The 11,662-nt window shown below is 76.3% G+C and carries 7 protein-coding genes and 1 riboswitch; of the genes, 2 read left to right on the top strand and 5 right to left on the bottom strand.

From position 1 onward, the window contains the following. The 5 genes from Q7L73_RS27945 to Q7L73_RS27965 all read right to left on the bottom strand — a co-directional run. Positions 1 to 1,383, bottom strand: a 1,383-nt coding sequence (locus Q7L73_RS27945; protein WP_304715771.1) for an ATP-binding protein, incomplete at its 3' end; no start/stop codon positions are given. Between the two features lie 106 nt (positions 1,384 to 1,489). Beyond that, complete coding sequence (gene cobN, locus Q7L73_RS27950; protein WP_304696037.1) at positions 1,490 to 5,272, bottom strand: cobaltochelatase subunit CobN; 3,783 nt, start codon at positions 5,270 to 5,272, stop codon at positions 1,490 to 1,492. Then, complete coding sequence (locus Q7L73_RS27955; RefSeq protein WP_304696039.1) at positions 5,257 to 6,783, bottom strand: cobyric acid synthase; 1,527 nt, start codon at positions 6,781 to 6,783, stop codon at positions 5,257 to 5,259. Before Q7L73_RS27955 ends, cobN begins: the two co-directional genes overlap by 16 nt. Then, positions 6,780 to 7,808 carry a cobalamin biosynthesis protein gene (locus Q7L73_RS27960; protein WP_304696041.1) on the bottom strand — a complete coding sequence of 343 codons (1,029 nt, stop codon included), beginning with the start codon at positions 7,806 to 7,808 and terminating at the stop codon, positions 6,780 to 6,782. Before Q7L73_RS27960 ends, Q7L73_RS27955 begins: the two co-directional genes overlap by 4 nt. Further along, a complete protein-coding gene (locus tag Q7L73_RS27965) occupies positions 7,805 to 8,563 on the bottom strand; it encodes a histidine phosphatase family protein (RefSeq protein ID WP_304696043.1) in 759 nt (252 codons plus the stop codon). The genes Q7L73_RS27960 and Q7L73_RS27965 overlap by 4 nt, the downstream gene beginning before the upstream one ends. A gap of 101 nt (positions 8,564 to 8,664) precedes the next feature. Further along, a riboswitch (cobalamin riboswitch) is annotated at positions 8,665 to 8,780 on the bottom strand. A 103-nt stretch (positions 8,781 to 8,883) separates the two neighbouring features. On the opposite strand from Q7L73_RS27965, the gene bluB reads away from it, so the two are divergent. Together bluB and cobS are read left to right on the top strand one after the other, a co-directional pair. Further along, complete coding sequence (bluB, locus tag Q7L73_RS27970) at positions 8,884 to 10,749, top strand: 5,6-dimethylbenzimidazole synthase (protein ID WP_304696045.1); 1,866 nt, start codon at positions 8,884 to 8,886, stop codon at positions 10,747 to 10,749. Continuing rightward, entirely contained in the window at positions 10,746 to 11,588 is an 843-nt protein-coding gene (gene cobS / locus Q7L73_RS27975) for an adenosylcobinamide-GDP ribazoletransferase (RefSeq protein WP_304696047.1), read from the top strand. The genes bluB and cobS overlap by 4 nt, the downstream gene beginning before the upstream one ends. Positions 11,589 to 11,662: the final 74 nt, after the last annotated feature.

Genomic DNA, 11,662 nt, shown 5'->3' on the forward strand with positions numbered 1-11,662 from the left:
GCGGGCACGGCGGCCGCGCGGGCCGCTGCCGCGCCCGTCGAGCGCCAGCGCCGCCAGCGGCAGCGTCGCCGGCGCCGGCGGATCGCGCCGCTCACGGGCACGGGCGGTCGGGCTGAAGGGAGCGTCGGCGGCGGGCCCCCCGGCGGCCTCCGGGCGCGAGCCGTCGCCGTCGCGCGGGCCGTCGCCGTCGCCGTGTGAGGCGTCCCCCGGGCCGCCCTCGCCGGAGCCCGACGCGCCAGCGCCGGAATCGCCGCCGGAGGACGCCGGCTGCGCCGAGCCGCTGCCTCCCTCCCCAGACGCAGAGCTTCCGGAGCTGTTCGAACCGGTGCCGTTGGGCGGGGTCAGATCGGGGTCGGGGTCCGGCTCGGGCGGCAGGTCGTCGCCGTCGAGCGCGCGCTGGAGGTCCTCCTCCGGCGAGCTTCCAGACGTGCCGCCGAGCGGATCTCTGTGCCGCCGGTGCGCGAGCGCCAGCGCCGCCGCGCGGCGGACATGCTCCTCGGTCACCTCGTCGGCGCCGTCGAGCGCGGCGAGCGCCTGAGCGGCGCGGGCGCAGACGATGTCGCCGCGGACGCCGTCGATCTCCAGCTCGGCGCAGGCGCCGGTGATCCGCAGCAGCTCGCGCTCGGGCAGGCGGACGGCGCCGAGGCGGCCGCGCGCCTCCGCGATCCGCGCCGCGAGCGCGCGCTCCTGCGCCGCGAAGCGCGCGACGAAGCCGGCCGGGTCGCGCTCGAAGGCGAGCCGGCGGCGGACGATCTCGGCCCGCACGACACGGTCGCGCGGGGCGCGCACCTCGACGCCGAGGCCGAAGCGGTCGAGCAGCTGCGGGCGCAGCTCACCCTCCTCGACGTTCATCGTGCCGACGAGCAGGAAGCGCGCCGCGTGCGTCACGCTGACCGCCTCGCGCTCGACCCGCGCGACGCCCGAGGCGGCCGCGTCGAGCAGCGCGTCGACGAGGTGGTCGGGCAGCAGGTTGACCTCGTCGACGTACAGGATCCCGCGGTGGGCGCGGGCGAGCAGCCCGGCCTCGAACGCCTGCTCGCCGGCGAGTGCGCGGCCGAGATCGAGTGCGCCGACGAGGCGGTCGAGCGTCGCGCCGAGCGGCAGCTCGACCAGCGGCGCCGGCCGCTCCTCGGCCTCGGCGTCGGCAGGCACGATCCCGCCGGGCGCCGCCTCGCCGGGCGCGAAGCACCACGGCTGGCCGACGGCGGCCGTGACCGGCGGCAGCAGCGGCGCGAGCGCCCGCACCGCAGTCGACTTCGCCGTCCCGCGCTCGCCGCGCACGAGCACGCCGCCGACATCGGGCGCGACCGCGTTGACGAGCAGCGCCTCGACCAGCGCCTCCTGCCCGACGAGCGCGCTCAGGGGGAAAGCCGGCGCGCTCACGGCGCGGCCTCCGCAAACCGCGGCGCGGCTGACACAATCTGCGGCGCGGCCTCCGCAAACCGCGGCGCGGCTGACCCAAACCGAGGCGCAGATGTGACGAACGCGCTCACGCCGACCCCGCCTCCTCCAGCTCGCCTTCCAGCGCCAGGAACCGCTCCTGGATCGCGGAGAGGGTCTCGGCGGCGGGGGCGGCCCAGAGGCCGCGGTCGGCCGCTTCGAGCAGCTTCTCGGCGATCGCGCGGCCGGCCCACGGGTTCGACTGGGCGACGAACGCCGCGACGTCGTCGTCGAGCAGGTACTTCTGCGCGACCTGCTCATACATCCAGTCCTCAGCGACGCCGGCGGTCGCGTCGTAGCCGAACAGGTAGTCGACGGTCGCCGACAGCTCGGCCGCGCCCTTGTAGCCGTGGCGGATCATCGAGGCGATCCAGCGCGGGTTCGCAACGCGGGCGCGGAAGACCCGCCGCGTCTCCTCCTCCAGCGAGCGCGCGACCGTGCGCGACGGATCCGACGAGTCGCCCAGGTACGCCGCCGGCGCGCGGCCGGTGAGCGCCCGCACGGTCGCGATCATGCCGCCGTGGTACTGGTAGTAGTCGTCGGAGTCGAGGATGTCGTGCTCGCGCGAGTCGACGTTCTTGACCGCGACGTCGATCCGCGCGAACGCCTCGCGCATCGCCTCGCGCGCGGGCGCGCCGTCGAGCCCGCGGCCGTAGGCGTAGCCGCCCCACGCCTCGTAGACCTCGGCGAGGTCGGCGTCGTCGCGCCAGTCGCGCGTCTCCAGCAGTTGCAGCAGGCCCGCGCCGTACGTGCCCGGCTTGGAGCCGAAGATCCGCGTCGTCGCGCGGCGCCACGCCGCGTCGCTCCCCAGCTCAGACGCGAGCCGTTCCGCGTCCAAGCGCGCATGCGCGGCGACGAAGTTCTCCGCGTCGGGCTCCTCCAGCGCCGCGACGAGCGCGACCGCGTCGTCGAGCAGCGTCACGAGGTGCGGGAAGGCGTCGCGGAAGAAGCCGGAGATGCGCACCGTCACGTCGATCCGCGGGCGGCCCAGCTCGGTCAGCGGAATCGCCTCGATCCCGGTCACGCGCTGCGACTCCGGGTGCCACGTCGGCCGCACGCCGAGCAGCGCGAGGATCTCCGCGACGTCGTCGCCCTGGGTCCGCATCGCCGCCGTCCCCCACGCGACGAGGCCGACCGTTCTCGGCAGCGAGCCGTGGTCGCGCGTGTGCCGCTCCAGCAGTGCGTCGGCGAGCTTGACGCCGACGCCCCACGACAGCTGCGACGGCAGCGCGCGCGGGTCGACGGAGTAGAAGTTGCGGCCGGTCGGCAGCACGTCGATGCGGCCGCGGGTCGGCGCGCCGGACGGGCCGGCGGGGATGTGGCGGCCGTTGAGCGCGGCGACGACGTTGTCGAGCTCCTCGGTCGTGCGCAGGATGCGCGGCAGCACCTCCTCGCAGGCGAACGTGAGCGTGCGGACCGCCTCCTCGCCCGGCACGCCGAGCACCTGCGCGACGACGCCCTCGACCGCGTCGGCCGCCCAGCCGGCGTCGGCGAGCCCGTCGAGCAGCGCCATCTGCGCGCTCTCCAGCCGGTCGACGAGGTCGCCGTTGGAGACCGCCGGGCCGCGGAAGCGCTCCGTCAACGCAACCGGCGCGGCGCCCGCGAACGGCGCGCCCGCCGCCGCGACGAGCGCCTCCTCGTCGAGCCCGTACGCGAGCCCGACCGCGCGCCGCAGGCCCAGCACGCTCCCCGATCCGAGCCGCAGCAGGGCGCTCGTCAAACCGCGCAGCTGATCCCCGCCCGGGACCGCGCCGAGCACGTGCAGCCCGTCCTTGATCTGGATGTCCTTGACCTCGCAGAGGTAGCCGTCGATGTGCTCGACCAGCTCCTCCAGGTCGTCGGGCCGCTCCTCGACGCCGAGGTCGGCCTGCAGGTTGGCGGCCTCGATCCCGGTCCAGATGCGCGCCGCCAGCGCCGGCAGCTTCGACGGGTCGAGCACCTCCAGGCGCGCGTACTCGTCCAGCATCGCCTCCAGCTGCGCGAGCTCGTCGTAGGAGTCGGCGCGCATCATCGGCGGGATCAGGTGGTCGACGATCACCGCGTGCACGCGCCGCTTCGCCTGCACGCCCTCGCCGGGGTCGTTGACGACGAACGGGTAGATCAGCGGCATCTCGGTCAGCGTCGCGTCGGGCGCGCAGCCGCGCGACAGCGCGAGCGTCTTGCCCGGCAGCCATTCGAGCGTGCCGTGCTTGCCGAGATGGACGATCGCGTCGGCGCCCCACTGCTGCTCGATCCACCAGTAGACGGCGAGGTAGTGGTGCGTCGGCGGCAGCTCCGGGTCGTGGTAGATCCCGACCGGGTCCTCGCCGTAGCCGCGCGGCGGCTGGATCGCGATCAGCACGTCGCCCAGCTCCAGGCCGGCGATCACGAAGTCGTCGCCGTCGAGGAAGCGGTCGCCCGGCGGCGGTCCCCACTTCGCCTCCATCCCCTCGCGCATCGCCTGATCGAGCTGCGCGTAGCGCTCCAGGTAGGTCGCGACCGGCAGCCGCAGTCTGGAGGCCGCCAGATGCTCGTCGGTGAGGAACTCGGGGTCGTGACCGCCGGCGCCGATCAGCGCGTGCATCAGCGCGTCGCCGTCCTCGAAGGAGGCCTCGACCTTCATCCCCTCCGCCCGCAGCCGCTCCAGCAGTGCGACGGCGGAGGCGGGCGTGTCGAGCCCGACCGCCATGCCGACCTTCGCGTGCTTGGTCGGGAAGGCGGTCAGCAGCAGCGCGACCTTGCGCTCGCTCGCCGGCAGGAAGCGCAGCCGCGCGTGTCTGACCGCCAGCCGCGCGACGTGCCCGCAGCGCTCCGGGTCGGCGACGTAGCGCGGGACCGCGACGCCGACCGGCGAGTCGGCCGCGTCGCCGCGCTCCTTGAACGAGATCACGCCGCCGAGCAGGCGGCCGTCGAACTCGGGGATCGCGACCTGGGTCGCCGAGTCCAGCGGCGAGAGGCCCGTGTCCGACGCCTCCCAGGCGGCGCGCGAAGCGGTCGCGGTGACGGCCTGGATCACCGGCACGTCGAGCGCCGCGAGCGCGCGCGCGTCCCACTCCTGCCACTGGCCGCCGGCGCCTTCCGAGGCGCCAGCCGCGGCGGTCCGCGACGCGTCGCCGGCGTTGGAGCCGCCGGTCGCGAGCATCGTCGTGACGAGCGCGTCGACGCGGCCGTCGAGCAGGCTGAGCGCGGCGACCTCGCCGGCGTCGTCGCGCCGCAGCGTGTAGCTCCAGACGGCGAGCGCGTTCGCCCCGGCCGCCTCGATCTGCGCGACCAGCTCGTCGACGAAGGCGGTGTTGCCGGTGAGGCGGTGGGAGCGGTAGAAGCAGATGCCGACCGTCGGCTTGGCGCTGTCGAACCGCGCGACCGCCTCCTCGACGGTGACGTCGCCGCGGCCCGGCACGTACACGCCGAGGTCGGCCGTCTCGCGCGGCGGCTCGAAGCCGTGGCCGGTCAGCAGGAAGGTGTCGGCGAGGAAGCGCAGCAGCTGCTCGACGTTGTCGACGTCGCCGTGGCGGAGGTACTCGCCGGCCTGGCCGACGGCGCCTGACGGGGCGCTGGAGAGCGCCGTCATCTCGGCGTCCGGCTCGGCCTCGCCGCCGAGCGCGAGCAGCGGGATCCCGGCCTCGCGACAGCGCTCGACCAGGAGCGGCAGGCCGTCCTGCCAGCCGCGTCTGCCGCCGAGGATCCGCACCAGCACGACGCCGGCGCCGTCCATGATCGTGTCGACGAGCTGGGTCGCGTCCTGCCCGAACGGGTTGGCGCAGCGCACCTGCGGGAAGTCGGCCGGGAGCTGCTCGACGGCCGCTGCCGTGGCGAGGATCTCGGTGTCGGCGGTCGTCACGAAACGGAGCACGTGCGCACCTCTGTGTGGACGGTCGGAAGGCCGGCGGGGACTCCGCCGCTGATCAGGTCTGTGAGCTTGCCCGTGTCGACGTGCTGCTCGATCAAGTCGCCGAGCACGTCGAGCCGCTGCTCGCGGGCGGCTTGGAAGGCGCGGTCGCCGGGGCGGAAGTCGCGGCCGGCCCGCTGCGCGACGTGCTGCAGCAGCGCGCGGCGGAAGCCGTCGTGCTCCAGCGCGCCGTGCCAGCTCGTGCCGTAGGTCTCGCCGACGCGGCAGCCGTCGGGCTCTTGATCTGCGCTGTTCGCCATCACCGGCTCGCCGCCGTGGCGGGTGACGCGGCCGTGGCGGATCTCGTAGCCGGCGACCGGCGTGCCGAGCCAGGCGCTGGCGCCGTCACGGCGGCGCAGCAGCTTGTCCGCGCGGAACTGCGTCGTGACGGGCAGCAGGCCGAGGCCGGCGGTGCGGCCGCGTCTCGACTCGACGCCGTCGTCGATCGTCGTGCCGAGCAGCTGGTAGCCGCCGCAGATGCCGAGGATCGGGCGGTTGGCCTGCGCGCGCTGCGCGAGGACGCGGTCGAGCCCGTTGTCGCGCAGCCGCTGGAGGTCCTCGACGGTCGCCTTCGTGCCCGGGATCACGACCAGGTCGGCCCGTTCGAGGTCGGCGGCGGAGCGGGTGAAGCGGACCCGCACGCCGGGCTCGGTCGCGAGCGCGTCGACGTCGGTGAAGTTGCTCATCCAGCGCAGGCGCAGGACGGCGACGTCGAGCGTCTCCTTCAGCGCGGGCGCTTCCGGCCGCGGCGCCTCCAGCGCGAGCGAGTCCTCGACGTCCATCCACAGGTCCTCGACGTGCGGGAGGACGCCGAGCGTCGCGCGGCCGGTCTGCCGTTGCAGTTGGTCGAGGCCTGGCTGGAGGATGCTCGCGTCGCCGCGGAACTTGTTGATCAGGAAGCCGCCGATGTGGCGCTGGTCCTCTTGGCTGAGCAGCGCGAGCGTGCCGAAGAGGCTCGCCATCACGCCGCCGCGGTCGATGTCGCCGACGACGAGCACCGGCAGCCCGTGCGCGGTCGCCAGGCCCATGTTCGTGATGTCCGCTCTGCGCAGGTTGATCTCGGCGGGGCTGCCGGCGCCCTCGCAGACGACGACGTCGAAGCGGCTGCGGAGGTCGTTGAGCGCGTCGGCGACGATCGGCTTCAACTGGTCCTTGAGCTGCTGGTAGGAGCGCGCGTCGGCGTCGGCGTACGGCTTCCCCATCACGACGATCTGGCTGTGTCTGTGACCTGAGGGCTTGATCAGGACCGGGTTCATCGCCGCCTCGGTCCCGATCCCCGCCGCGGCCGCCTGCGCCGCCTGCGCGCGGCCGATTTCGCTGCCGTCGGCAGCGACGACGCTGTTGAGCGCCATGTTCTGCGCCTTGAACGGGGCGACCGAGATCCCCTGCCGCGCGAGCCAGCGGCAGATCCCGGTCGTCACGACCGACTTGCCCGCATCCGAGTGCGTGCCCGCGATCAGGATCGCGCCTCTCATGCGATCAGCTCCCCGGCCGTCTGCGATCCCTGGGTCTGTGAGACCAACTGATTGCGCGTTTGGCGCGTCAACGCTCTCAGCGCGGCGTGCCGCGCGGCGGCGCAGACGAGCGCGGCGCCGGCGCCAACGACGAGGCTTAGCCGCGCGGCGCGGCGGGCGTCGGCCGGCGTCGCCGCGCGGCCGTCCCCGAGCCGCGGCCGCTCCTCGGTGCGCTCCCCGTATCTGAGCGGACCGCCGAGCGTGAGCCCGAGCGCCCCCGCGAAGGCCGCCTCCATCCGCCCCGCGTTCGGCGACGGGTGGGCGGCGCCGTCGCGGCGGAGGATGCGGAGGGCCTCCTTCCCACTCCCCTCGACAGCAGGCGCGAGCGCGACGGTCAGGAGCGCGCCGAGGCGGGCGCCGGGCCAGCCGAGCGCGTCGTCGAGCTTGGCGGCGGCGAAGCCGAACCGCTCGTAGCGCGGGGAGCGGTGACCGACCATCGCGTCGAGCGTGTTGGCGGCGCGGTAGGCGGCGACCCCGCCCGGCCCGGCGACGACGCCCCAGACGAGCGCGCCGACGACCGCGTCGGCCGTGTTCTCCGCCAGCGACTCGACGACCGCGCGGCTGATCCCGCTCGCGTCGAGCTGCGACGGGTCGCGACCGGCCAGCGACGGCAGCGCCGCGCGCGCCCCGGCGAGATCGCCGCGTTCGAGCAGCTCCGCGATCCGCGTCCCCTCGCGTGCGAGGGAGCGGCCGCCGAGCGCGCCCCAGGTGACGAGCGCCAGCACGAGCGCGCGCCCGCGCCGGCCGGCGAGCCGCTCGGCTCCGCGGGCCGCCAGCTCCGCCGCCCCCGCCGCGCCGCCGACGAGCAGCGCAGTGAAGAGCGCGCCGCGCGCGCGGGGCAGCCGCGGCGCCGGCCGCTCGCGGGGATGCAAGAGGCCTTCCAGCGCCAGCGCGAGCCGCCCGAACCCGGCGACCGGATGGAACCGCCGCGGATCGCCAACCGCCAGATCCCCCGCCCAGCCGGCGGCAAGCGCAACGCCGCTCACGCCCGCACCTCCGCATCCGCGCCGCGATCTGCGTCAGCCGCGCCGCGATCTGCGTCAGCCGCGCCGCGATCTGCGTCAGCCGCGCCGCGATTTGCGTCAGCCGCGCCGCGATCTGCGGCGGTTGCGCCAGCCACACTCGGATGGCGATCTGCCAGTTCCAGCGGGCAGTTGGTGCGGGTGACGGTCCAGCGGCCGTCGTGGGCGTGCAGCTCGGTGACGGTCAGCGGGGCGACGTCGAGGCGCCAGAACGCCTCGATCGGAGCGCCGAGCGCATGCACGAGCGCCGCCTTGACGACGCCGCCGTGGGTGATCGCGAGCGTCGTGCCGTCGCCGGCCGCCTGCTCGTCGAGCCAGCCGGCGACGCGGGCGGCGAAGGCGCGCAGCGACTCGCCGTCGTGGGGCGCGGCGTCCGGATCGCCGATCCAGGCGGCGACCCGCTCGGGCGCCTCCGCGTGCAGGTCGGCGAGCGAGCGGCCGGCCCAGGCGCCGAAGTCGCACTCGGCGATCCGCGGCTCGACCGCCGGCGTCAGCCCGGCCGCGGCGGCCGTCTGCGCGCAGCGGCGCGCCGGGCTCGCGAGGACCGCGGCGGCGTCAGCGGACGCGGCGGCGTCGGCGGATGCGGCACGCGCCGCGAAGCCCGCCAGCGCGACGGCGGCGGGTGCGGCGGCGCCCTCTTCGATCGGCTCGTCGGCGGGGAAGGCCGCGGCGCGGGTCGCGCTCGTGGCGGCGTGGCGCACGAGCAGCAGTCGCTTCACGAGGCCACGAGACGGGCGGGCGCGGCGTCGCACCGACCGGACGGTGGCGACGGGAAGGGACGATGCATGCGGCGGGACCTCCTCGGGATCCAGCGTCCCGATCGTGGCGGCGTCGCGGCGGTGAAGTTCCTGACTACCGGCTCGGCGAACCGGACACAGTGGCGCGACCGTCCCGGACTCACACCGGGTTCCTCGCACCGCCACGCTGACAGGCCGCATCGTATCGCCTGGACGCCCGCGCCCGTCGCCGCCGGGCGCGCCGGCAGCCGCGATCGAGGACGGGGGCGCAGCGGCCGGCACGGGTCTAGTCTGTCCCGACCGTGAGCAGCGACCCACGTCAGCCGCGGCCGGCGACACCGGCCGGTTTCGACCCCTCGCGCGCGGCCGACCGCGCAGCCGACCCGACCGGCTGGCGCTACCCGGCGGAGGCGCGCGAGAGCGTCTACCGCGCGATCGCCGAGCGTCGCGACATCCGCCGCTTCCGCCCCGACCCGGTGCCGGCCGACGTGCTGGAGCGGATCCTCGCCGCCGCCCACAAGGCGCCGTCGGTCGGGCTGATGCAGCCGTGGCGGCTGATCGTCGTGCGCGAGCTGGAGACGAAGCTGGCGCTGCGGCGTCTGGCCCAGCGGGAGCGGCTGCGCCAGGCCGAGCGGTTCGACGAGCGCGCCGGCCACTTCCTCGACCAGAAGATCGAGGGGATCGTCGAGGCGCCGCTGGGGATCTGCGTCTGCTGCGACCACGGCGACCCCGGCGCCGAGGTGCTCGGCCGCGGCACGATCCCCGAGACCGACGTCTACAGCGCCGCCTGCGCGATCCAGAACCTGTGGCTGGCGGCGCGGGCGGAGGGGCTCGGGATCGGCTGGGTCAGCTTCTACCGCCCCGACGACCTGCGCGCCCTGCTCGACATCCCCGCGCGCGTCGACCCGATGGCCTGGCTGTGCGTCGGCTGGCCCGACGAGCGCCCCGTCCGCCCCGGCCTGGAGGCGGCCGGCTGGTCGTCGCGCCTGCCGCTCGACGCGGTCGTGATGGACGAGCGCTGGGACGCATCCGCGCCGTCATCCGCGCAAGCTGCGCCGGCATCTGCGCAAGCCGCGCCGTCATCTGCGCAAGACGCTCCGGCGGGTCGTGCAGCCGCGCCCGACCGCGCCGCCGCGATCGCCGCGCGCGACCGCTCCGACCAGCTCGCGAAGCCGGCCGGGTCGCTCGGGGCGTTGGAGGCGCTGATCGAGCGGTGGGCGTCGGTCACCGGGGCGGCGCCGCCGGCGCGACCGCGCGCGGGGGTGCTCGTCGCGGCGGCCGATCATGGGCACGTCGTGCACGGCACGTCGCTGTTCGACGCCGCCGTCTCGGCGCAGGTGGCGGCCGCCGCGGCCCGCGGGCAGAGTGCCGTCGGCGTGCTGGTGAGACGTGACGGGCACGAGCTGCTGGTCGCCGACGTCGGGCTCGTCGCGGCGACGCCGGCGGGCGTGCGGGCGGCGAAACTGGCGCCCGGCACCGCCGACATGACCGCCGGCCCGGCGCTGACCGACGCCCAGCTCGACGCGGCGCTCGCGCTCGGCGCGACGCTCGCCGAGGAGCTGGCCGCGCGCGGCGCCGACTGCCTCGTGCTCGGCGAGATCGGCATCGGCAACACGACCACGACCGCCGCGCTCGCCGGCGCGCTGCTGAACCTCCCCGCCGCCCGCACGGTCGGCCGCGGCACCGGCCTCGACGCCGCCGGCCTCGACCGCAAGCGCGCCGTCGTCGACGCCGCCCTCGCCCGCGCCCGCGCATCCGCCCGCCGCGACGCGGCCGGCGCCAGCCCGAGTCCGGCGGCCCTCGATCCCCGCGCCGCGCTGCGCGAGGTCGGGGGGCTGGAGCTGGCGGTGCTGGCGGGAGCCGTGATCGCGGGGTCGCGGCTGCGGCTGCCGGTGATTCTCGACGGGTACGCGGTCACGACCGCGGCGCTCGCTGCCGTCGGGCTGGAGCCCGCGGTGGCGGAGTCGCTGATCGCCTCGCACCGCTCGGCCGAGCCCGGCCACGCGCGCGTGCTCGCGGAGCTGGGACTGGAGCCGCTGCTCGACCTGCGGCTGCGGCTCGGCGAAGCCTCCGGCGCGCTGCTCGCGCTGCCGGTGATCGCCGCCGCCGGCGCGCTCCATCGCGAGATGGCGACCTTCGCCGAAGCCGAGATCGACGACCCGCGATGAGCGGCGACGCCCCGCCGCCGGCCGACGACGCGGACGCCGCCACACGCCGCTCGCCGCCGCACGCGCCCTCCGCGCCCGGCGACGCCCCCAAGCCCCTCCACCCCCTCGCCGACGCCGCCCTCGCGCTCGCCTTCCTGACCCGCATCCCGATCCCGCCGCGGGCGCTGGATCGGGCCGACATGCCGCGGGCCGCGGGGTGGTTTCCGCTCGTCGGGGTGCTCGTCGGGGCGGTGGCCGGCGGGGTGCGCGCGGCCGCGGAGCCGCTGCTGGGCGGGGCGAGCGCGAGCGTGCTGGCACTCGCAGCGCTCGTGATCGTGACCGGCGCGCTGCATCAGGACGGGCTCGCCGACTGCGCCGACGGGCTCGGCGTCCGCGGCGACCGTGCCAAGCGCCTCGCCGTCATGCGCGACTCGCAGATCGGCAGCTTCGGGATGCTTGCGCTGCTTGGCTGGGGGCTGCTCGCGTTCACGACGCTCGCGCCGCTGACCAACGGGCACGCGCTCGCCGCCCTGATCGCCGCCGCCGCGCTCGGCCGCGCCGCCGCGCTCGCGCACGCCAGCATGCTCCCGCCCGCGCGCAGCGACGGGCTCGGCGCCGGCTTCAGCGTCCCACGCGCTGCGCTCGCCGCCGGCATCGCGACCGCGATCGTCGCGACGGTCGCCGCGACGCGCGACCCGCAAGAGACCGCGCTCGCGCTCGCCGCCGCCGCGCTCGCGACAGCCGCCGCGACCGCAGCCGCCCGCCGCGCGATCGGCGGCCGCAGCGGCGACACGCTCGGCGCGACCGTCGTCGTCGCCGAGCTGGCCGTCCTGCTCGCGCTCGCCGCCGCCTGGCACTGACCTGCCGCATCCGCCCGCGCCGCCCGCCCGCCCACGCCGCCCGCCCGCCCACGCCGCCCGCGCGCCCACGCCGC

The sequence above is a fragment of the Conexibacter sp. CPCC 205762 genome (assembly GCF_030646155.1).
Taxonomy (GTDB): Bacteria; Actinomycetota; Thermoleophilia; order Solirubrobacterales; family Solirubrobacteraceae; genus Conexibacter.

Bases quoted from the DNA above. Each gene is read 5' to 3' on its own strand.
- Q7L73_RS27955 (WP_304696039.1), bottom strand. From the start codon at position 6,783: ATGAGAGGCGCGATCCTGATCGCGGGCACGCACTCGGATGCGGGCAAG.
- cobS (WP_304696047.1), top strand. From the start codon at position 10,746: ATGAGCGGCGACGCCCCGCCGCCGGCCGACGACGCGGACGCCGCCACA.